We start from the raw sequence: 22,873 nt of genomic DNA, 5'->3' as shown, positions 1-22,873 counted from the left end.
TACTGTTATATCTGAGCTGGTTAATGGTACGAATGCCATGTTTTAGTGTCGGCTTTTCCCAACCTCTGGTATGAATTATAGAAAAGTCAGCATACGCCCTGAGTATGGGGTTGCCAAAATCAATGGTTAGCTCAATCGCCTGCTCTCCAGTTGCCAAGTAATATTTTCTGCATCAAACAGGGTAGCGGTTCTGGCCGGTCCGGACTGATCATCATTTTTGTGCTGTTGATTCAAACTGAACTTCCTTTTTGGTCAGAATCGTGTTGTCAGTTGTTACGATTCTGGAGACGGTGTCTGTGTGTCTGTTTATTGGCAAGATAAATCCCATAAAGATCTGTTCTTAGGGTAGACATTAAGGCAAATAAAGCAGTACTTACAGTGCAGAACTCATCCGGAACAGCCAAAATAAAGCTTCGAAACCATTATCAAGACTGAATAAGATGAGTACTACAAATAGTAGATTAGTTGAAAAAAAATGCTGACCTGTTTTGATCAGTCAGAACTCCTCAGTATGGCGGAACAGCTTGGTTTTACTATACGGCAGCGAGATATCCGTCCTTTGGATTTTTTCTCTCACTGATCGATGCCCTCTCTGGTGATGGAATCTGCGACACCCAGGCGGATCTGCACCGTAAATTTAACGAGTTGACGGGTCTGAATATCTCCTATCGCTCTTGGGCAAATCAAGCTAAAAAAGACGCACTGCCTGCTCTTGTCTTGTGGCTATGGATGCAGTGCCTGGAAATATTTTCCCGCAAAGTCATGGCGTTTGATGAGATCACCTGAATGCAGGCCAGTCCATTTTAAGGAATTGTCTTTTAATAAGTTCCCGGTTTCCGTTCACCCTGAAGCTTGTCGAAGGGTAGTGCCACCGAACTTTGACAAGCTCAGTCCGAACGGAGTCAGGCAATGAAAATAGGGAAGTTATTTCCAGACAACTCCTTACATTTCTCTCCTCTGTGAATGAGTCTTTGGCTGATGGCTTTCTCAAGCTGGTGGAGAGGATGAACCATCCACTTTGGGCTGATCCCGATATTCAGGCCATAGAAAACGCAGTCGTATAGGGTGCTTAAAATTTGGACTGAGTATTATTGAAAATCAGCAATTACGCAAAATTGCAATGTTACTCGCGGATAAGTCGGCTGTGCTTAGCATACAAAGCTACCAGTTTGGTAGTCATAGACTGACCGTAATGAAATTCTCGATGGCAGTTAGGGCACAAGGCTATGGCGTTAGTTACCCTATCGGACCCTCCATCTGCCAAGTGTCTCAAATGATGTACTTCCAAAAAAGGTTCACCTTCAGCAGTGAGAAATGGAGCTTCACTGTCACAGCACTCACAATAGCCATTTGCTTCTTTAAGAACCCAGGCTTTTACTTTTGGGTCTCGCTGGTACTGGGTTACTTGAGTAGTAACAATTTGAGGCTTAAACTCTCCAAGTGGTTTTGAAAGTGTTTTTTTCTTTTTTAACTCAGAAACCTGGCTTTCAAACGTCGCTTGACCAACATAACTTTTGCTTTCTGCTTTTGATATCAGTCTTTCGATAAGTTCTATGTGGTTGGAGCCAACATTCTTTGCAGGTTTTAGTCCTTTAACCCATTTTCGTCCCATAAGAGACATAACATAAGAGATATTCTGCATTCGATACTCAAATGCTTTTTCGGTTCTGCCGAACCGTTTTGATAGGTCGGAGTAGTAATTTTTTTTAATATAATGTTCGTTTTTTGTGTCTTTTTTATGCATGTCCATATAGGCAAGCACAGAAGCTTCAAGTTCTTCTTCAGTCCATATTGTTGTCACAGTTATTTCCCTAAAATTTAATTTGGTAAAAATGGTGTAATCTGAATTTGATAAAAGTTGTAAGTTTCTATAATTTTACAATTTTAATTGATCTTGTTACAAGCTGCTAATGATACTTACTGGTTTTCGTTAAGGGATAGTTATAGAAGGTCAAAATATGAGCAAACTAATTGATGGGCATAAAGCTTCCATAGAAGAAGTAAATGATGAGTTTTCAGAATTTTATAACGATGGGGCATACGGTTCTGGAGATCAGGAAATTCTCAAGTACGCTGATGAATATGCTTACCAGAGGTATGGTATTAGTGCTGTTGATATAATTTGTGGCGGAGATATGAAAGAGTTTTTTGCGAAGTGGTACGATGAAAAAATTGGTGTTGAGGCTATACGGCGGTTAATTGATGAGCAGGCAGAGAAATATGATTTAACTATATTTAGGTTGTAATCCATAGATAACTAACCAGAGGCTCCCAATTCTATGACCATTATATTCTCTGATTATGATTTTTGAACCAGAATGACATAGGGCGAAATGCCCGTAAAGCACGCAAAGTAACTCTGGAATTGAACAAGAAAACCGCTACGATTCAATCACCCTTGTTGGCCATGGCCAGGAAAAGCCGCCGGTACGAATGGTTGAAAGATGCTGATTCCATTGCCTTGCAGCAGGCCATCATTAATCTGGATAGGGCATTTCAGAACTTCTTTAGCCCCAAACTTGAAGCCGGTAAGCCTCGCTTCAAATCCAAACATGGTCAGGAACAGACGACTGGCCTAAGCTATCTCTGATGCCGGATGGTCATCGCTGATCACCAGGCTGGAGTACAAGGCAAAGCAGACAGGAGATCACCTGGTCAAGATTGACCAGTGGTTTCCATCGTCAAAAGCCTGTTCTTGCTGTGGCCAGAAACGAAATGAGATGCCATTGAAAGTCCGGTCATGGGTCTGTTCCTGTGGAGCAATCCACGACAGGGATATTAACGCTGCCAAAACATTCGGCAGCAAGGCATCCTTAGATTAAAGGCGGAAGGGCATTCCGTTTCTGCTGATGGAGGCTTGCGTAAATCCGGCTTATCGCCGGTTGCAGCCTGAGAAGTCAGAAGTCTAGCCCGATAGGGCGGGTAATGTCACCCTCAAGCCTGCCTCCATTCTTCAACATTCCTTTCTCTCGACCAGGTTGGTTCCATTATGTATAAATTCATACGTCACCTCGTCTACCTTTTTCTCTTTCTCCTTATTCTTCAAGACAGTAGCGCCAACGTCATTCTTCATGCTTTCAACTGGAAGTACTCGGAAGTCAGCGAAAAAGCTGATGAGCTAGGTAAGCTGGGCTACCAGATGGTCCTGGTATCCCCGCCACTGAAAAGCACCGGTGAAGAATGGTGGGCTCGTTACCAGCCCCAGGACTACCGTGTGATAGAAAACCCTTTGGGGGACACCAATGACTTCAGGCAAATGCTTAATACCCTTAAACAGCATGGTGTGGTCGTATATGCCGACATCGTCCTGAATCACATGGCCAACGAAGCTTATGAACGGGATGATCTTAATTTTCCCGGGCAAAAAATCCTTGCACAATACGCAGCCAGCCCCACAAAGTACTCCTCCCTGAGGCTTTTTGGCGACCTGGGCAAGAACCTCTTCTCTGCCTCGGACTTCAATCCTGCAACCTGCATCAATAACTATAACTCGACTTATGAGGTTCAAAACTGGCGGCTTTGTGGCGCTCCCCCGGATACCGGTCTGCCGGACCTGGTTAACAATGACTGGGTTGTTGAACAGCAACAAAAGTATCTTCGGAGTTTGCGTGACATGGGGGTCAAGGGCTTCAGGATTGACGCAGCAAAGCATATGCCCCTTGAGCATGTAAACCAGGTCATCACGGCTGACATCAAGCATGGTATGCACATTTTTGGAGAGATCATTACCAGTGGTGGGGCGGGAAACTCTGAATACGACAGGTTTCTGAAACCTTACCTGGATGGTACAGGCTTTGCCGCTTACGATTTCCCGCTATTCAGTAGCCTGTATAATGCTTTCAAAATCGGCGGAAGCCTGAACCTTCTTGTTGATCCCCTTGCCTATGGTCAGGCTCTTCAGCCAGGAAGAGCCATTACTTTTGTTACCACCCATGACATTCCCAATAACCAGGGCTTTCGTTACCTGATCATGGACGAGACTGATGAGCAGCTGGCCTATGCCTATATCATGGGACGTGACGGTGGCGTCCCCCTGGTGTTTTCCGATCATAACGAGAGCGGGGACAACCGCTGGGCAGATGCGTACAGGTCCGGCAGCTTAACAGCCATGCTTGAATTCCACAGGGCAAACCAGGGGCAACCCATGAAAATAATAGGGCATGGTGACTGTTTTCTGCTGTTTAGCCGGGGAGAGTCTGACGCTACCGGGGTGGTTGGTATTAACAAGTGTGAACATGGCCAGGAATACTGGGTAAACACTCAGGAACATAAATTCTTTTGGCACCAAACTTACTTTGATGTACTGGAACCTGCTGACACATTCATAGTCAGCAGCCAATTTCACCGGCTCTACATACCGGGGCGCAAGGCAAAAATGTGGATGCGGCAGTGATGGTCTAACCTGAAAAATTTTCGCTTTTATATGCTTTGCAGCAGAGTGAAAAAAGGGCTGCGGTTCAGGCCTGTGCAATGGGGTCAGGGGACGTCTGTGAGAACCTGCCATCAAAACGGTTGGTCTGGCAACGGTTAGATCGCCCTGGTACTGACGGCTGAGCTGTGTGGTCGTGTCTTCTACAGCAACCTGCATATATTTGCCAGTGGCATCTTGGCAGCGGGGCCCGTTGTCTTGTCATCATACTGTGGTAGCAGGAGCAAAGAGTCCCTTGCAAGCCCGGAATTGGGCACCATTTGGTAAAAAACTCTCCCTTCATGTGCACGTGACTTCACGATATAACCGCGCTCATTGAGTAGACGGGCACCCGGAGAGCCGGGCTGTAGGAGCATCTGCTCCAGTTCAGATTGTGCCGGGGTACCAACAGCGGGCAGGATGGCCTCCTGCTGGAGCCGCAACGCCTCAGCTTCCAGAGCATCACGGATGCCAGCGGGAATCCGATCTTCCAGCCCGGGTTGATCAGCCGCCACGATGATCTTATCTGCCAGGGTCATTGCTTCGGGTAACTTGATTTGTCGAAGTTCCTCTTCATTGTGCAGACTTCGATAAGCGCCACCGGAGCCGATATCCGGATCCCAGCAGTCAGGCAGCCGGGAATCTTCGGGCCTTGGGTGTTCTGCAAAGCAGGCTGAGATACCGGCTTTCTCAGCGATAACTAACCGGACCAGATCATCCAGACACTCACGCAAACACTGATAGGGATTCGGTGCCTGTTCAATCAGTAATCGTCGTTTATGGTTATCAACCGGGAGATGGTATTTACGGGTGAACGGATTGGTCATCTGGTGATGCCAGCCACCGGTAATGCTGGCCAGATCCCGAAAACTCAACAATGCTGACTGGATCAGCAGGGTGAATTGCGGGTTATTGACCACGGCCAACAGTTCGATCATTTCCGGATGAAAATGGCCATCATGGATCATTTCCAGGGTGTCCATTGCGGCTGAGTCAGTTGACAGTCTGATTGTCGGAAAGTCCTCCCGGGGCGGTTTGACCCGAAGGATATCCACTATATCCCCAAAGCGCAGCACCTGGCGCAGCAGTAACTCATCCTCCGGGCATTGGTGGTCAGGGGTAAACGACGGGTTACCCACATCCATCATTTTACAATTTTTGTTTCTCAGGGCGCTGGCCACCAGAGTAACCAGCTGCCCGGGGTACTGTTGCAACCCGGTCATATCACGCTGGAACAGTTCCGCTGCCCGAAGCTCTTCAACCTCTTTATGCTCATCTTCAGCGACAGCATCGTGGTAGAGTTCGGCAATGGGCAGCAACTCCAGCAACTGGGGATGCTTAAGCAGTAACTCCCGGAATGGCTTATGAAAGTGCGGCAACACCGTTTGATCCATAAGGAATTCGGTGGCCAGCTGGGTGCGCAGGGCGTGATCCAGTCCGTGCCATTTGCGATAAAAGGGTTGTATGCCCTCCGTCAGGATGGTTTGTGCCCTGTAGGGATGGGGAAACTGGTAATAATGCTGACCGACCACCTGGGTAATTGACCCATAGCGGCTATCAGGCAGGTTTTCCCTGCTCTCAAAGGTTGGCGGGGATGCCAGAAATGTCTCCAGCCAGGCAAGCTGGTTTGCACCGTGTTCTATTGACCGGACCACAGCTGGAATAGAAAAGCAATAGGCCTTACCCAGGAACATAATAACATTATCGCTAACAGAGGATTTGCGCGTCGCTATAAGCTCTAAATGTGCACGTAACTGTTCATCACTGTAGCTCCGGGGTGATAATCGCTGTTCCAGAAATTCCCTGACTGCACCCCCGTTATCAGATCGGTTGACAACAAAGCGATAATAAAACTCTATGCCAAACAGTTCATCGACCATCTGATGAAGATGGATACTACCGAACTTCCTCCTGTAGTTGTCATGATACCTGAGCAATAGCTTCTTTAAGGTCGACAAGCGACTGATAATCTCGTCAGGATCAGTAACGGGGCCATCGTCACTTTGGCAAAGAAGTGACCACAGCATCTCGTGTCGTATGATATCGGCTTCATCTGCTGTCAGCAGATTCGCCCTGCGAAAATGTTTGGCAGATATTAACAAGGTACAGTCAGGCAAGTTCAAGGGTGGAGTGAGATGGACTTTTGTACCGTGTGCGATCAGAAGACAGCACACCAACGGATTATTGTGGGAGACTCCTGAACACTCTGGTGACCCTGATAATAATGGTACAAACAATTTGTGTTTTAATAGCTCCCGACAAATAACAGCTTGTGCCGCAAAGTGGGATTTGGTTTGCTGCAGGAGGTAATCCCAGCTGAGTTTGACGCGCCGTTGTTCATAAGTATTATCTGCCCCGTCGTACAGGATTCCGGGAAAATGTTCTTTTATCGGGCATTGCCTGATCAACGCCTCCATCAATAGATTGGGTAAACCGACCGGACTTTTAACTCTGTCGTCCAGGGTTGAAAGTGCGGTCATGAATTTTGCTGAATCGTAGTGCTCAATGGCTGTCAGGAGGGCGTTGATATCAATATTCTCTTCTCCAAACTCCACAGCTACCGTGCTGACCTGCTGTGGGATATTTGCCAACAGCTTCAGGAATCGCTCACAGCCGGACTGGCTCAATAACTGGTAAAGGTTATGCTCATAACCAATGACGCTCCCATATTGGGAAAAAGCATGGGTGTGGTATTGCAGCTGTTGCACCTGTGCACGGCTGAGTGTCACCGGGGAGTGAACCACGCCCTGAAAGCTGTTGAACAGGCACAGTTTAACCGGTTCACGAAACTCACCACCGGACAGGTTACCTTTCTTTTGCTCAAGCGTCAGGATATTGCCCATAACTTCTTCAATACGACGAAAAGAAAGTTCCCTGCCAAAGTCAAGAAGATAGCCATAGTGCATGCGGTCAAAATTAATTTGACAGATAATCTCGGGATATTTGCCGGTTTTCGTACGGAATGTGGGATGCGCTTTGTGGAGTAAATAGCCATTCTTGCCAATGTGACCTGAGGATAATCTAAAAGGTGATCCGTCAAATAACGAATGCCATCTGCGTTCCCACTCATCCATTTTCGTTGTTAACACATCCCAACTGGTAATTTTCTTGATACGTTTCGAGTGCAGATGTTGGGGTTCTCCATTGGCATCTGAAGCAACATCTTGTTTAAAAGCCCAGCGCATATCGCAGCCGCGTTCAGGTTTCAGAATAGTAAGGACCCGGTCTGATCCCATCAGAAACTCATCAAAGCGCTTATGGTGAGTGGTTAGGGCATATCGGGAACCCCGGCGCAATAAACTTATCGGTCTGTATTGATTTCCGGAACCCGCTTCTTTTGACGCATTGACAACACGGACCATCATTCCGGCAAACTGACCGTTTAATGCAGTAACAGGGTGATAATTGTCACCTGCCGATTGTGATTCATTAAATACCGGTGAACCTGGGCCTGTTCCCTGCTGAGGTATGGACATATCAATGATCTCCTTGCATTTAAAATCGTATCCGACTTACATTTTATTGTTGTTTCAGAGTGTCTATTGATGTTTAAGCGTGTCGTGCTGATCAAACCCGAAAGACCCTTGCCCGGTTCAATGCACTGCCTTTTGCATGGGGGCACCATAACGTAATCTGAATTCAAGCGAATATAAGCATCAGACAAAAAAAATACCGAAAGGTTCTTTAAAATCCGGAGCCAGGCAGGTCAGGCGGACGAACCCGGATATCTAATTCCCTGATTTTTGCGACGCTGTATTCTTTGCTCCCTGGAACGTTTCTTTTCTCGCTCTGCGAAAGCGGGATCATTCTGGTAACGCGCCTTTTGGCGCTCACTTCTGAGTTTGTTTTGGCGCTTCATTATTGAAGGGGGAGCTTCAACTATTTTTTTGCCTGGATGTTATCACTTGAAGTCTGGTTCAGGTTTAGTGGGGTTATTGCAGTAGCTGGTGGTGACATTTGTGGTTCAGAGACTTCGTCAGGAAGGTTGATTAATAGATAAACCGGATTCAAATGGTACGTTTGTGTTGCCTTACTGGTCTCAGGCTGACACGTGGGTAAGAAGATCTGCTGATTAAAAGAAATGTCTGGTGTTGACGGTAGCGTATACTTGATGGACTTATCACTGGAGTTCTCCAATGTATATTGATCAGAAACTGGTTTTGATCTGTCAGGATTATCTATGCCGAAACTTTCTTCTGACTACAAAATAAATGCAGGTTAAGGTGACGCCAACAACATCAGGATCATTGGGCTGTTTTGCCAGCCCGCCCCCTCCGGCTCTGCCGGAAATAAAGGTACAGGCTGTCACCGAAAAGCACTTGTTCAGTGTTGATGACGAGAGATTCAGGCCTCTGAAAGCGCTCATGGACAGCAAAAATATAAAGTCTCTGTTCATCCGCGAACTGAAACAATTGTCAGACAGAGTGATCACGGTCTTTCCTCCACAGGAATTTCTGTACATCGGGATAGGCCGAAGCCCGGCAACGGTCATTGCAGAGCTTCAGGGGCGGTTAGGAAAAGACGCGGCATGCAATATACCGCTTTCCGATTTTCAGTTTCTGGAAACCTGTAAAAAGGGCAGGGTTGGATTTAAACAAAAGATGACTCCTGAACAACAGAAGGCTCTTTTTCATCATTTTGATAAGGTTCTTGGGTCGCTAGCCAGCAATCGAAAAGTGCTGATTATTGATTATGTCTGGTCAGGATGCACACTCTTGTCAGCCACCTATTTTTTTCATCAGTATTTTCGAGAAAAAGACTCAGCCATGGTCGTGAGTCCGGCGACGGGCAACAGCGAGAGAAAGGTGCATGCCCTGGCACTGGGCGACTGTCTGATATTACCAAAAGATATTACTTCCTACGGTGCGAATCTGATGCAGGCAATCCAGCCGGTAGTTCCCGCCGGGTGCTATGACCAATGGGAATACGGCGATGGTTTTGAACACACCCTGCATTGTTCCCATGCCAAACCGCTTGCCGAGTACACCCAGCGGGTCACAGTAGCTGACCTGGCCAGGGGCAAGGCGGAAAATTTATGCCGCAACCCGCTCTACGATCTGCTGGTTGACTACTTGCGCGCCGAAGATCATGAGGCGGTACCAGCAGCACTGTTTACTGAGTGGGTTCTGTATCATGAATTTGCACCTTGATGGGCTGGAACTGAATGTTCATGCTGGTCAGATGTCTCGATAGCATGGTCTGCCCGGGTAATCTGAGCCATCAGTTGTTCATGCAGCCCGGCAGGACCGTGCACTCTGAATATACGCATCAGTTTTCTCAGGAAGATTTCAGTGGCTTGTCGTTTTTCCAGAGATAGTCCTTCGAGGTTATCAATACCTTTCATAAAGCATTCAATGGACTTGCCGGACTGCTCAACACTGAGAGACTCCGACACGGTTATCCATAGGCTTTTGGCCTCATTGATCAGAAAATCATTACTAAAGCTGGCGAGTGCCTGAACATTATCTTCTGGCCATTCCCGGATTCTTTTAGCAACATTGAACAGCAACAGGTCGGTGGGGTAGAGCCCTTCATAATCGGCCTTGGTCAAGAGTGTTTTTAACAAGTGTTCCCGATCCAGGGCGATCCGGTTTTGCAGGCAATCGGAAGGATAGTCTGCATCGAGATCCTGCCTATTACTGACATTATTGAGCAGTTGCAGCAGGGATTTAAGCAGGGCTGGCTTTGCCAGTTGCGCTATCAGGTGCAGAAGGTTTCTGTTATCACCGGAAGGGTTGGCTGTCAGCAACCGATTAAAGGAACCCAGGTCGAGGTACTGGGTTTCTTCAAGGCATTTGATCATTGTTTCGCAAGCCCTGTTGCGCTCTTTTGCTGCTGCGAAAATCAGCGCGCTGGATGGCTTGCCGTCATCATCCTGCCCAAGCAGTTTCCATGATGAGATTCTGCCGTTTTTATACAGTGACTCCAGTAAGGGGAATGCCCCCGAGACATTAATAATCTGGAACGGCAGGTTGTCCGTTGACCGCCACTGGCAGTGGCGCTCATCGATACCTGGCCAGGGAGGCTCAATGATATCCGTATATTTGCAGGGAACGTGCTTTTCCTGAGCTTTACAGTCCTCAACAATTTCTTCAATAACGCTGGCAGTATCTTTGTTTTCACGGAGATATTGACACAACACCCGCTGCATAGCGCGCTCTTTTGTCAAGTGATGTCCATTTTCAAAGGCTCTGCTGAACAGTGCCAGCTCGGCGGCTTTTGTGGTTTTTTTCTGAGCCTCAAGCTCTGGCTTCAGGCTGGCTTCCAGTTGTGCAACCGCTGCCCTGACCCGCGCTGAATTTTTAGCAATGGTGTTTCGCGTTGCCTGAATTTGTTGTTGTAATTCCGCCATTTTGTTTTCTATATCATCAATGGATACCAGACTTTCCAGCTCCATTAAATCGACGACATCCGGAAGGATTTCCGGGTCGATATGGCGAGACTGACATTTCCCTGCAAACTCCAGCCATTGCATATCTTCTTGATATCTTTCATGGTTTCTTTTGTTTTGCAATCCCTTTGAATACAGCGTTGAAGTTGCCTGGTGCTGGGCACTGCTGGCATAGCTCAAGCCGTGATAATCATCTCTGTTATCATAGGCAATAAGTGCATCAGCGTAGGAATACGCCCGGTCTTCAATCATTATCTCGCAATGCATTCGGTTTTCTAACAGATGAAACAGTTCTTCCTTACCTTCTTGTAACTTCCTGACCATTTTGTTGTACACCTTTCCCATTGCGACCAGGATTGTGTTTTCTCTCTCAATCTGTTTTCTTAGACGGTTAATCTTTCCGATATTCTTTTCCTTGAGTATATCCATAGTCTCAAACACGTTGAAGCCGAAGTTTTGGTGTCTGCTAAAAAATTTGCGGGAGCGGTTGCTCGCGGCCGTTTTCAGCGGCTGGCTGTTTGCTCCCATACCGATCAAGTCGAACAGACTGGCACCGGCAGGTAATGCCGACTCCAAAGGAGCTGACTCAATGACTTCCTGCAATTGCTGTTGTTGTTGTTTGCTCAGTGGCTCCGTATCAATACCGGAATGTTTTGCAGTATGAGCCTGTGCCATCGACTCCAATGTTGATAGCAGAGTTTGGTTATGCTGGTAATCAATCCCATGCAACGGGTGTAACTCACACCTTTCCTGCTCGCTCCGCAAGCTGGACATGCTATGGTCATGCCTTTCACGGGTCCGGTACAGAGCTTTTTGTTGCTCAAGATCAGGTGTGCTGTACATGGGGTCTTCGTGTTGCAGAAAGTCCAGTGTGTGCTGTAATGATCGATATTTATTAAGCTGAGCCCGAGCACTGTCACTCCATGTCTGGCCCACCTCGACAATACGTTGGGCCAGTAGCTCAGGCTGTTGACTGAACGCACAGATGTCTCGATGAAACAGAGCCCTGCTGACTGGCCCTGATGTAATGTATCGGGTTCTTAATGCAGAAACAGTGTCCAGCAGTTTCCGGTCCTCCGGGGATAGTTCAGGGTTTTCAGGCCCACAAATGAACGCGTTTATCTGTTCCTGCAGCGCCTGTGGGGGAGTGAACTGGTGTATTTTCGAGAGATGTTTCAGCGTATTTCTGGTTTCAATCCACTGGTTATGGATGGACGCTATCTCATGGGTTGATTGCCACTGGCTGTGTTCCTGTTGTACCCGGTGGAATTGATCACACAACGCAATAATCTGCTGTAGGGTTTCGTCCTCATTTTGAATGGGGCGATCGGCCCTGATCGTGCTGTTGGCAAACTGTTCCAGCCGATCTATTCCGGCTTTAGTAGCCTCTTTCTCGGTAATCAGACCATCGTCATTGATTTGATTGAGCCAGGTGCCAATCAGTGGGATAAGTGCCTTGAGTTGGTCGTACAGGTAGCATCTGGACAGCTGGGCTCTATCCTCATGGGGGTTCTGGTCAGACATTGCCATGTCAGAATCAATACCGGAAGCGTCGCAGGCTTTCGGTGTTGTTCTACTAACGCGCTCTTCAGGAAGAAACTGCTGACAAAGTCCGGAAGCGACTTTAATCAGGTCTTTGATGGCCAGGCTAAGGTCTTTCTGGTAGGCAGGCTGGTGATGGGCCGTTAATATCTGTTGCTGCTGCTTCAGGCTGCTTAATTCCCACCGTTGCTCCATTCTTCTTTCTACTTTATTGATCATCTGGTCAATTATGTGTGGGTAGTCATCAGAGGGCTGCTTCGATGGACGGATGGATTCAAAGACGGAATCCATTATTTGCTGATAGCTGCAACTGCGATCACTTTGCCAGAAAGCGGCTTTCACCGACTGCCGGATCCTGTTCCCCAGTAAACCGTCAGGTTGGCACCACTCGTTTCTGAAAAGCTCACTCATTTGCAGCTTTAGTTTATTGGATTCACTGTTAGCGTAGCGACCGTAATAGTCATTGGCGAACCGGAGAGAACGGCTTCTGGATTGAATGATATACAGCGTTTTGATGAAACTCCTGAATGGGTTGTCTGTTGGGTGTAAATCGGCAAATAACTGAAAGGCCGTCAGCTCCAGCAGCTGTTTGCGCATGTTAGTGTCAGGCAGCCCGGGGAGGAGGGCTTCTATATGCTGTAACAGAGAGCATAATGTCTGGCTTGATGCCCGGCCCTGAAAATGGGTGATGATGGCCTTGAGGTTAAGGCCTGGCTCTGTGGTTTCTGCCACTGCCAACAGTTCCCTGATAACGTCCATAGTCTCCCGTTCTGCAGCGGGGAGTTCGGTGATGCTGGCAGAAGAGTCTTCTGTTTTTCGCGCTTTTCGGGGGACAGACTCGGTGGAGGAGCGGATAGTGAGCGGCCTTTTCAGTGATGTTTGTACATTGTCACTGCCCGGGAAAACAGCGCTGTCGTTTTCTCTGCTTGCCTGCTGAATAACCGGCAGCACTTCGGTGTTGAAAACCTGGTAGACATAGGAAATTTGACTTTTATCCTGAGCGCTCCCGGTAAACAAGAAGGTGATGGGTAACTCCATTTTTAGCCAGTCAACCGGTTGTGTCAGGTCGGTTGATCGGGTCGATAGCAGAAAATCCTCCCGTAGTTTTTGTTCGTCGCGCCCCATTCGTTCAATCCTCCGCTGACGTGAATCGTCTTCAAGTCTTACTGAAGGAATACGAAAGTGTTTGTCCCTGGGCAGAAGCAGATGATGTGGATCAAGTGTGACAGCATGGTCACTGGTCAGCAGATAGTCGGGAACGCTAAGATAGTTCTCTGCTGAAATGGTGTTGTTGCCATAAGGTTCTCTGTCGTCGTAAATACGGCCCCGGTCCCCCATGTCGGACAGTTTTACCCAGCGTTCACCGTCGTCGCTGTCTTTTGCATAGGGCCGGTAACGTCCACAGGTGCGCTGTACGGCTTGAAACCCTTCCACGTCGATATCGTCGTCGTAGCTGCCGTCTGAATCTTGCGAGTCATGTTTATAGGCGCGCAGCGCGGCTCGCAACTCTCCCAGGTCGCTATCGTAGCCGTAGCTATCATCTGAATCTGGCAGGTAAGGCTTATGACCGGGTATTACGGCTTGCGACCTTTCCGGGTCGCTATCGTAGCTGTAGCTATCATCTGAATCTGGCAGGTAAGGAATATCATCGGATTCGGCTTGCGACCTTTCCAGGTCGCTATCATCTGAATCTTCCAGGTAAGGATTACAGGCGGGTATTACGGGTTGGGACCATTCCTGGTCGCTATCGTCGTTGTATCTCTTATCTGAATCTAGCCGGGCAGGTTCATAGGGACGCAATCCGGCTTGCAACTCTTGCGGGTCGCTATTAGCGTCGTAGCTATTGTCGTCGCAGCTATCGTCGCAGCTATTATCGTCGCGGCTGGTATCTGAATCTTGCTGGTCAGGATTATGGGCGGGTGTTGCGCCTTGTGACCTTTCCTGATCGCTAACATAGTCGAAGTAATAACCTGTATCTTGCTGCTCAAGTTCATTGGTGGGCAGTACGGCCTGCAACCCCTCATTATGATGGTCAATAAGGGTTTGGGCCTTATTCACGGCCTCCAAAGGCACTGATAACCCATCCGTTGATGCCATCATTACGATGCACTGCGCCATTCTCAGCTGGAGGGTTTTAATCAGGCAATTAACCGATTGTTCTTTGGACTTCTTTACGGCTTCAGTAACATGTTGGTCAATGGAATAGGTCAGGATCAGTTGGGTTTTGTACATTTTTATTAGAATATCCTGACCAACGCTCTCTGTTGCCAGTAGATTTTTCAGCAGGGACTGGTCTCTGAATTTAAGCAATGTATAGATAATGCCCAGGCGGTTTTCTGCACTGACTGACGGGGTGAGGTCGCAGAGCAGTGTGGCAAACAGCTCAACGACGTCAGACAGTTGTTGTGGGCTGGCATCATTAATGGCCTTATCAATTCCCTTTTTTAGCCGCTGCACACAAGGGTTGTCCGTTTCATGGCCACTGAGCAGAGGCTCTTTATAGATGCAGAGTTTCTCCAGCCCGGTCCTTCTCAGGTCTGGTAATTTTGTGTAAAGCTTGCTGGTAACCATACTTTGCAGCCAGGTCAGTTGCTGGCTGCTGAGTTTGCTGCCTTTCAGATGGTGTTGTGATAGCCAGCAAAAAAGTGGTTTCAGCAGGGTAAAGCCGGGATGGACGGTTAATTTCAGCGTTGGAATCAGGGCGGTCAGTGCCGTGCACTCTTTTCCGGTGGCAGGTGACAAACCGGGCTCTGTGTTGAGAGCCCGGGCAATGTGCTGCCTGATGGCTGAGTCCTGAATTTTCAGAACCTTCAACAGTACCCTCTGCCAGTGAGCCATGGCTACTGCTTTTCTTTTTTGCACATGATCCAGAATAACACCCGGGTCTTTACCTGCGGTTTTTCCGAAAGGGGTTAGACGATCATGCAGCTCGCGGAATGTCTCATCACCGAGATCCTCCCGGGTAAAGTGATGCAGGCCAATACTTATGGTCTGTGGCTGACCATTGATTTTTATCTGCGCTGAGGCGGGTTGCTCACCTGCCAGGCGATGCAGCTCCTGTAGTTTATACCCCTGTTTGATCCGGCTTATCAGTTCCAGTAACAATCCGGTCTGAAGATGTGACGGGTGATCTGAGGCTTTGAACATCTCCTCCCGGTTCATTTTTCTTAAATAGGGGGTGAACTCAAGGGCTGGTAACAAATGGGTCAGGACAGACGTTTGCGACATCCCTGTTGTTGACATTAACGACGGAATGAGTTGTTCAAAAAGACGGTTTTTTTCAGAGGTCTGTTTGTAATCAATCTTGGTCAGCTGGTGAAGATGCACTCGGTCGGCAATGGTTTTTTCCGGAACCCTTCTTGTGACATAGCCTGATACATGGTCTGTGGAAATAACAGGAATCTGTTTTCTGGTTGTCTGAGTGCTGCAGTGCGGGGTACCCGGGCTCAGCTTGTCTGATTGTGATGAAATTGTTAAATCAAGAAACTGTGGACTTAATGTGGTGTTGAGTGGATCCATACTGCTGCTCTTAATGCTAATTGTCTGTTTTGATCACAAAGACCGGCGAAGTACCATGTGGTTGATCAGATGTATTAATAGCTTTCGTACAAAGCCCGGTAATCAGAAGCAGCCCCGGAGGACAACCGTACGACAAATTACGGAAAACTGGCTCAGCAAGTATCCCATTAGTTCATCCAGTTAAGTAAAAGTTCCCGCGTTATATTTTTTCCTGTAAAGGTTGGTCTAACGAACTGATATTGACAATGGCCGGATGATGATGGAGTTCAACGGCCGGGAGATAAAATCAGGGTCTTATATGGTCCGCCCCGCTTTGCAAGGAAAAGTTTTCCATCGTGTATCAACAGGGTTCGCAGGTAGGTATCGCCCCGTTTACTGATCCCCAGCAACGTGGGCACGCCACCGGTTGATTGCTGCTTTGGCACCAAGCCCAGCCAGGCAGCCATTTCCCTGCCATTTTTAAATGCTGATATATCTCCAATCGCAGCAAACAGTGCTGTAGCACTGAGTAACCCAATGCCGGGTATGGTTAGCAAAAGTTTGCAAGCTTCAATGCCGATAACGCATTGAGGCAGGTTAGCCATAAAGGGCAAGAGTTCCTTGCGGTTAAGTTTCTTTTTGAGAGCCACATGACCTTTGGCATCAACTCCATGTAACTGGAAACTCTTTTTGCTCAGTTCAATTCCGAGAAAAACAACCTGACCCCAGCTTTTTCTTAGCACGGATGAGCAGGTCGCGTTTATGGAAAAGCTGCTGGCCGCGCACAAAACGCTGATCCAGGCGGAGGCGGACATTACCACGGCCCGGTTAGGCATTATCGGGCAGTGTTCGGATGATAAACGGCCATTGCTGAATGTCTGGCTGAAACAGGTAGCGGCGTTGCCGGTACTGGCCCCCAAACCACACCCGGAAAAGGATATTCCCAGTGAACCCCATAACAGCAATTAAGCGCTACCTGGCGGACACCCCCGGCAATGAGCCAATGAATACCCTTGGCCTGACGGCGGACGGGCGGATTGTACGCCTGGCAGAGCAGGAGGAGAGCCAGCGGCCGACACTGCGCAAGGGGTTTGAACGCCAGCTCAGGGCTTTGATGCCCCGGGAGATAGGCAGGAAGAGCAGGCAGCGGATGATCAAAAAAACGCTAGGCACTGATGTACAAACCTTGGGTGGGCACATAGAGGAGCTCTGGCGGGACCGGCAGATCCGAAACCGGCTGTTGGAGTTGGAGACGAAGTATGCCAGTGAATTGGTTAAACTCGATAAGCTGACTTCAACTCACATCACCCCCACCGGGTATGCGAACACTGAAGGCAAGAACCAACCGGGGGAGCCTCTCGCCGAATATATTTTTATCAACGAGTTCACCCAACGCCACTGGACATTCATAGACAACGCCAAGACCGGGGCTGTTAATCGCAAAGATTTCTATATGAGCAATGTGATAGCCCGGCAGTACAAGCTGAGTTTTGACACGTCCGAGTGGCTACTGGAACTGCCTGAGATCATTGAGCGGGATTCGATAACGAATAAGAAAACTATCGAGACTCTGAAACAACATCAAGACGATTACTCTTCGGATGATTTTCGAACGGCCTTCCTGGAAACGACGGACAACGGCAAGAGCACGGACAGAGTTGCACGGGACCTTGGACTGATTATTGGATCGATCACTGTTACTTATGAGGGACAGCCAGTGGACAGGATTGCGGACCCGATTGACATCGAGCAGGCGAATAAAAAGTTTTGCGTGCAAGTCCATGTCAGACCGGACCCGGCGGTGTACGACGTTCCATGAAGTGGCTGATCGCAGGGTCGGACACGGCCCGATGCCTGGCTGAATCAGGTAGCGGCGTTGCCGGTACTGGCCCCTGAACCTCACCCGGAAAAGGATACTCCCAGTGAACCCCACAGCCGCAGCGACACAGGCCATTGAGCGCTACCTGGCGGACAATCCCGACAATGAGCCGCTGAACGCCCTTGGCATGACGGCGGACGGGCGGATTGTGCGCCTGGCAGAGCAGGAGGCGGGTCAGCGGCCGACACTGCGCCAGGTGTTTGAGCACCAGCTTGGGGCTTTGATGCCTCAGGAGGTCAGCCTGACGGACAGGTACAGGATGATCAAGAACACGCTAGCCACTGTACAAACCCTGGGGGATTACCAGAAGAGGATCTGGCGGGACCGGCAGATCCGGGACCGCCTGGCCACTTTGAAGACTGATTATGCCGATAAATTTGCCGTCATAAACAAACAGACCAGGACGGTATATGACAGTCTTGGCAATATCATGACCAGGGGGAGCGGGGTGCTTGAGGATGGTACCGATTGGGATTGCGATTTTGAGAATAAATTAACCCGGACGCACTGGGAATTCAAACGCAATTATAAAACAGGCAAGGCTGCCAAACATGTCTTTTACATGAGCAACTTGATTGTTCACCAGTTTGAACAGACTGCCCGCCATGAGAGCTGGCTATTGGAACTGCCGACCATCATAGAACGATGTGGGATCACAAATGAACAAACCGTGGAGTGCCTGGTTGAGCATAAAGACAGGTTTGATTCCGACACCTTCGTGAAAGCCTTCCTGGAAACGACTGTGAATGGCAAGAGCACAGTCAGAGTGGCGCAAGACCTGGGACTAATGATTTGTGGCCTGAATGTTTTTTTTGACACCAGGCCAGTTGAGCGGATTGATTGGGATATTGATCCCGATGAGGCCTCAGGAGATTTTAGTGTGCAAGTTCATGTCAGTCCGGACCCGAAGGTGTACGGCGCACCATGAAGTGGGTGAACCATGTTCTGATTGCCGGGTCGGTCACGGCCCAATGCCTGGCTGAAACAGGTAGCGGCGTTGCCGGTACTGGCCCCACACCCGGAAAAGGATAACCCCAGTGAACCCCACAACAGCAGCGACGGAAGCAACGACACAGGCCATTGAGCGCTACCTGGCGGACAACCCCGGCAATGAGCCACTGAACGCCCTTGGCATGACGGCGGACGGGCGGATTGTGCGGTTGGCAGAGCAGGATGAACACCAGCGCCTGGCACTGCAGCAGGCACTTGAGCGCCAGCTTGAGGCGCTGATCCCCCCCAGGGAGGACAAGGCTTTGTGGGACTGGATTGTTGAGGATACGGCCATCACGGAATACCAAACCCTGGAAAACGTCTATACCGGCATCCGCAGAGACCGCAAGATACGGGAAAAATTGCAGGATTCACTCAGCAAACAGGCCGACAAGCTGGAAACAATGCATGCCTTAACGACAACGACGGATTACTACGGCCAGACACGCACCTGTGGGGAAGGGATCACCAACGGACACCCCTGGAAATACCGCTTTTGCAATGAATTCACCCAGAAACACTGGAAGTTCAAGAACAACGTGAAGGAAGGCAACATTAACCCGCACGATATCTATATGAGCACGGTGATTGCCTGGCAGTACCAATGGGCGTTTAAAAAAAAGGGCTGGCCATTGGAATTGCCAAGCACCATTGAGCGATGCGGCATATCGAACCCGGGCACCAATAAGGTGCTGATCGATCATCGGGCAGACTACGGTAGCGAGGCCTTTTGCAAAGCGTTCCTGGAAACGACGGACAACGGCAAAAGCACTGCCAGAGTGGCACAAGCGCTGGGCCTGAAGATTGACCGCCTTGCGGTGCTGTATATGGGCAAGGAAACCGGCAGCATTGATGATCCGCTTGAGTATGACCCGGATCATGTGCCGTTTTCCGTGGTTATACACGTGAGCCCGGACCCGGCGGTGTACGACGCACCATGAAGTGGGTGAACCATGTTCTGATTGCCGGGTCGGTCACGGCCGTTTATGACGTACGACTGGTGCCGCCGACCATTATCGGGACCACTGCGCGGGACTGGATGCAGTGGGTGCTGAAGTTTGTTGGCAGGCCGGTAAAGCACCGGACGGTGGCCCACTATCTGAGCGTGTGGTCGCTGGCGTGGCAGGCCGGGATTTTCCTTCTGCCGGACAATGGCTTAGCACGGTTCTTACAGCGGTTTGTTGGGGTGGGGTGACGCATATTCTGACCGATGCCATGACGGTGTCTGGTGTGCCGTTGTCGTCTTATTCTGACCGGAGATTCCACCTGTTCGGCGGACGTTTCAGAACCGTGGAGCCTGTGGAGTATGGGATCAGCGCTTGTGTGCTATTTGTCTGTATTGGCCTGATGAACTTGATGCCCAGTGGTAGCTGGACACCGTTTTTCTATGACTGGGCGGGGTATTATGAGAGCGGCGTGATTGATGGGTATGAGTGTCGGGTGAATCGGTTCAGGATTTTTTGAACCGCAATGGGTGACGGCTCCCACAGATAAAACCTGAAGCAAAATTCGGCAGGTAAACAAGACTCTCTTGATTAAAACTGCGGGTAGAGAGTCACAGCCTGGTTTCCTCAATGCCCGGCATTAAGGCGACAGTCTCATTCACCGCTATTGTCCTTGGCAGTTTGACGGCTCTCCTTTTTTCTTGAAGGAGGCATTCCAGGCGGCGTTCCGTAACTAGATGGCCGCTCTTGCCTGCAGCCTTCAAAGGCGACCTGGCGAAGCACCATTTAAAGACCCGGTATTTCCCGAGAAAGCAAAGAGCCCATTTCTGTTCCGGGTCAGCGCCCTGTTCAAGCAAAAAATTCAGAACCGCGCCGTACCCGTTCTGGGCAGCGATGAAGAGGGCGGTCGCTCCATCCTTGCAAGCGGCCGACAGGAACGCCCTGACCGCCGTGGACTTGTCCGCCTCCGGCAGGCTTTCAACGGCCTCGTTGAGCGCCCCGACCAGGTATTTCACGACGCCGAGATGCCCGTTCTGGGCAGCGATGTAGAGGGCAGTCGCTCCGTCCTGGCAAGCGGCCGACAGGAACGCCCTGACCGCCCTGGACTTGTCCGCCTCCGGCAGGGTTTTCACGGCCTCGTTGAGCGCCCCGACCAGGTATTTCACGACGCCGAGATGCCCGTTCTCGGCTGCGATGTAGAGGGCAGTCGCTCCGTCCTGGCAAGCACTCGACAGGAACGCCCTGACCGCCCTGGACTTGTCCGCCTCCGGCAGGGTTTTCACGGCCTCGTTGAGCGCCTCGATCAGGTATTTCACCACGCCGAGATGCCCGTTCTGGGCAGCGATGTAGAGGGCAGTCGCTCCGCCTTTACACGCGGCCGACAGGAACCTCCTGACCGCCGTGGACTTGTCCGCCTCCGGCAGGTTTCCCACGGCCTCGTTAAGCGCCTCGCTCAGGTATTTCACCACGCCGAGATGCCCGTTCTGGGCAGCGATGTAGAGGGCAGTCGTCCCGCCTTTGCAAGCGGCCGATAGGAACCGCTTGACGGCCGTGGACTTATCCGCCTCTGGCAGGGTTACCACGGCCTCGTTAAGCGCCTCGCTCAGGTATTTTACGACGTCAAGATGACCGTTCTGGGCAGCGATTAAGAAGGCGGTCGCTCCGTTTTCGCAAGCACTCGACAGGAACACCCTGAGCGCCGTGGACTTGTCCGCCTCTGGCAGGTTTCCCACGGCCTCGTTGAGCGCCTTGATCAGGCATTTTGCGACGTTGAGATGCCCGTTCTGGGCAGCGATGTAGAGGGCGGTTGCTCCGTCCCGGCAAGCGGCCGACAGGAATCGCCTAGCGGCCATGGACTTGTCCGCCTCTGGCAGGGTTCCTACGGCCTCTCTGATAGCCCCGATCAGGCATTTCGCGACGGCGAGATGCCCGTATTGGGCAGCGATGAAGAGCGGATACACCTGCCAGGCAGGATTAGCAACTTTCGTCAGGAATGATCTGTTCACCAGAGCCGGATCGTTCGCCAGCAACTCTTGAACCCAGGGAAGATTATTGCCGCGACAGGCCGCCAGTATCGGAGCCTCACCGTTTGGATTTGATCTGTCGTCATCGACAGCACTGGCAAAGGAAGGCGCAGCACTCGGCCCCGATAAGGGGGCGTGTTGAGCGGTTATCCGGAAGGTAGAAAATCGACTCCTGAGAGCATCCATAAACTGACAACTCGATAAGATACGAAAATGGAATTATAGGTGTTCAATCGTTTTTGTCTTTTTTTTCTCGCGTGAAGAAAGGGTCAGGGACGCCAGGGTGGGTGCAGTTTGCAGTCTGCGGAGCGCTGGAGTGCCGGAGCGGGCTGCAAACTGCATCGGCCAGGGAAGGCCGTCTGTCCGCCGGTACGATGGCAGGGATCAGGGAAAGGCAAAAATCAGGGTCATCATTTTGCATAACACGTGTCGTTTATGGTGATAAACAATATATTTTTACACAATGAAAGACCTGCCCCCAGCTTTTCTGACCCCAGCTTTTCAGGAACGTATTGAGCTGCCCCCGGAAGAGAAGCAGGGTGCCCTTGAGACCTTCTTCACCAGAGTCCGGGAAGAGCTGGATATCATTCCCAAACCCGCAGTGACCGTTAGCATGCTGGCCTGAATCATCATTGCCAAATATTGCGATGCCTGGCCGGCCGCACCCTGCCATTGTTCCGGCAGGAAAAAATACTGGCACGCTATGGCGGCTCCATTACCCGGACGACCATGGCCAACTGGCTGATCCGGTTGTCCCTGCAACTGCAGTCCCTGATCAACCTGATGGCAGACCATCAGCGGGTCGGCCACATCATGAATGCTGATGAAACCCGGATCCAGGTACTCAAGGAACTCAGCAAGGCCATCCACTCGGATAAGTACATGTGGGTGGCCCACCAAGGCAACCGGCGGGGTTGGCTATTACGCTGGTTAAATTAGCGTTTACGTTCTATTGTTGTCATCCCCAGACGATTCTCCAACTGGAAACAGGTATTCCCCGAAGAAACCATGCAGTCACCTTCCTCCTCAGTAACCACAGACACTCCATCCCCGTTAACATCCACTGAAGCCGGAAGGCACCGGCCAGCAAACAGCCGAAAACAAGGAAGAAAGCGATCCATGTCAGGTTACCAGGTGGAACAGACAACAACGGGCACTGGAACATTTCCACCGCATCAACTGCAATCTGAATCCGGG

The 22,873-nt window shown here is 50.0% G+C and carries 17 protein-coding genes and 1 pseudogene; 12 read left to right on the top strand and 6 right to left on the bottom strand.

Annotation, left to right across the window (positions count from 1 at the left end; genetic code table 11):
- Positions 1-1,123 precede the first annotated feature (1,123 nt).
- The gene (locus ACO6VE_RS19445) at positions 1,124-1,801 is read right to left on the bottom strand and encodes an HNH endonuclease (RefSeq protein ID WP_422451099.1); all 678 of its coding nucleotides are present in this window, start codon (positions 1,799-1,801) and stop codon (positions 1,124-1,126) included.
- A gap of 157 nt (positions 1,802-1,958) precedes the next feature.
- On the opposite strand from ACO6VE_RS19445, the gene ACO6VE_RS19440 reads away from it, so the two are divergent.
- The 4 genes from ACO6VE_RS19440 to ACO6VE_RS19425 all read left to right on the top strand — a co-directional run bounded on the left by ACO6VE_RS19440 (position 1,959) and on the right by ACO6VE_RS19425 (position 4,393).
- Positions 1,959-2,246 (top strand): hypothetical protein, encoded by a 288-nt coding sequence (locus ACO6VE_RS19440; RefSeq protein WP_422451100.1) that lies wholly within the window; start codon positions 1,959-1,961, stop codon positions 2,244-2,246.
- 62 nt (positions 2,247-2,308) lie between these two features.
- On the top strand, positions 2,309-2,590 hold the full coding sequence (locus ACO6VE_RS19435) for a hypothetical protein (protein ID WP_422462961.1): 282 nt from the start codon (positions 2,309-2,311) through the stop codon (positions 2,588-2,590).
- The gene (locus tag ACO6VE_RS19430; RefSeq protein ID WP_422462973.1) at positions 2,583-2,822 is read left to right on the top strand and encodes a zinc ribbon domain-containing protein; all 240 of its coding nucleotides are present in this window, start codon (positions 2,583-2,585) and stop codon (positions 2,820-2,822) included. Before ACO6VE_RS19435 ends, ACO6VE_RS19430 begins: the two co-directional genes overlap by 8 nt.
- A 167-nt stretch (positions 2,823-2,989) precedes the next feature.
- The gene (locus tag ACO6VE_RS19425) at positions 2,990-4,393 is read left to right on the top strand and encodes an alpha-amylase family protein (RefSeq protein WP_422462959.1); all 1,404 of its coding nucleotides are present in this window, start codon (positions 2,990-2,992) and stop codon (positions 4,391-4,393) included.
- Between the two features lie 179 nt (positions 4,394-4,572).
- Here ACO6VE_RS19425 and ACO6VE_RS19420 read toward each other — a convergent pair whose 3' ends face one another.
- A complete protein-coding gene (locus ACO6VE_RS19420) occupies positions 4,573-7,884 on the bottom strand; it encodes a hypothetical protein (protein ID WP_422462957.1) in 3,312 nt (1,103 codons plus the stop codon).
- A gap of 888 nt (positions 7,885-8,772) precedes the next feature.
- Here ACO6VE_RS19420 and ACO6VE_RS19415 point away from each other — a divergent pair.
- A complete protein-coding gene (locus ACO6VE_RS19415) occupies positions 8,773-9,558 on the top strand; it encodes a hypothetical protein (RefSeq protein ID WP_422462955.1) in 786 nt (261 codons plus the stop codon).
- Here ACO6VE_RS19415 and ACO6VE_RS19410 read toward each other — a convergent pair.
- Both ACO6VE_RS19410 and ACO6VE_RS19405 read right to left on the bottom strand, forming a co-directional pair.
- Positions 9,540-15,860, bottom strand: a complete 6,321-nt coding sequence (locus tag ACO6VE_RS19410) for a hypothetical protein (RefSeq protein WP_422462953.1) — start codon at positions 15,858-15,860, stop codon at positions 9,540-9,542. The two genes, ACO6VE_RS19415 and ACO6VE_RS19410, sit on opposite strands and share 19 nt — an antisense overlap.
- A 317-nt stretch (positions 15,861-16,177) precedes the next feature.
- Positions 16,178-16,396 (bottom strand): annotated as a pseudogene (locus ACO6VE_RS19405) (transposase); the annotation flags it as partial.
- Positions 16,397-16,601: 205 nt separating this feature from the next.
- Between ACO6VE_RS19405 and ACO6VE_RS19400 the strand changes: the two are divergent.
- The 5 genes from ACO6VE_RS19400 (at position 16,602) to ACO6VE_RS19380 (ending at position 20,172) form a co-directional block, all read left to right on the top strand.
- Positions 16,602-16,808, top strand: coding sequence for a hypothetical protein (locus ACO6VE_RS19400; protein ID WP_422462951.1), 207 nt, complete (start codon positions 16,602-16,604; stop codon positions 16,806-16,808).
- Positions 16,786-17,658, top strand: coding sequence for a hypothetical protein (locus ACO6VE_RS19395; protein ID WP_422462949.1), 873 nt, complete (start codon positions 16,786-16,788; stop codon positions 17,656-17,658). The genes ACO6VE_RS19400 and ACO6VE_RS19395 overlap by 23 nt, the downstream gene beginning before the upstream one ends.
- Before the next feature lie 103 nt (positions 17,659-17,761).
- Positions 17,762-18,646 carry a hypothetical protein gene (locus tag ACO6VE_RS19390; protein ID WP_422451112.1) on the top strand — a complete coding sequence of 295 codons (885 nt, stop codon included), beginning with the start codon at positions 17,762-17,764 and terminating at the stop codon, positions 18,644-18,646.
- A 109-nt stretch (positions 18,647-18,755) separates the two neighbouring features.
- Positions 18,756-19,649, top strand: a complete 894-nt coding sequence (locus ACO6VE_RS19385) for a hypothetical protein (RefSeq protein WP_422451114.1) — start codon at positions 18,756-18,758, stop codon at positions 19,647-19,649.
- 103 nt (positions 19,650-19,752) lie between these two features.
- On the top strand, positions 19,753-20,172 hold the full coding sequence (locus tag ACO6VE_RS19380) for a hypothetical protein (RefSeq protein WP_422451115.1): 420 nt from the start codon (positions 19,753-19,755) through the stop codon (positions 20,170-20,172).
- Between the two features lie 91 nt (positions 20,173-20,263).
- On the opposite strand, the gene ACO6VE_RS19375 is transcribed toward ACO6VE_RS19380, so the two are convergent.
- On the bottom strand, positions 20,264-21,862 hold the full coding sequence (locus tag ACO6VE_RS19375) for an ankyrin repeat domain-containing protein (protein ID WP_422451116.1): 1,599 nt from the start codon (positions 21,860-21,862) through the stop codon (positions 20,264-20,266).
- Between the two features lie 277 nt (positions 21,863-22,139).
- On the opposite strand from ACO6VE_RS19375, the gene ACO6VE_RS19370 reads away from it, so the two are divergent.
- Positions 22,140-22,301, top strand: coding sequence for a hypothetical protein (locus tag ACO6VE_RS19370; protein WP_422451118.1), 162 nt, complete (start codon positions 22,140-22,142; stop codon positions 22,299-22,301).
- Between the two features lie 17 nt (positions 22,302-22,318).
- A complete protein-coding gene (locus ACO6VE_RS19365; protein ID WP_422462947.1) occupies positions 22,319-22,615 on the top strand; it encodes an IS66 family transposase in 297 nt (98 codons plus the stop codon).
- 19 nt (positions 22,616-22,634) lie between these two features.
- Here the strand turns inward: ACO6VE_RS19365 and ACO6VE_RS19360 are convergent.
- On the bottom strand, positions 22,635-22,873 hold a 239-nt coding region (locus ACO6VE_RS19360; protein WP_422462945.1), incomplete at its 5' end, for a hypothetical protein.

Source organism: Endozoicomonas sp. ALB115 (assembly GCF_049310245.1).
GTDB lineage: Bacteria > Pseudomonadota > Gammaproteobacteria > Pseudomonadales > Endozoicomonadaceae > Endozoicomonas.
Note: the sequence above shows the minus strand (reverse complement) of the source record. Positions and strands in the feature narration are given on the sequence as shown.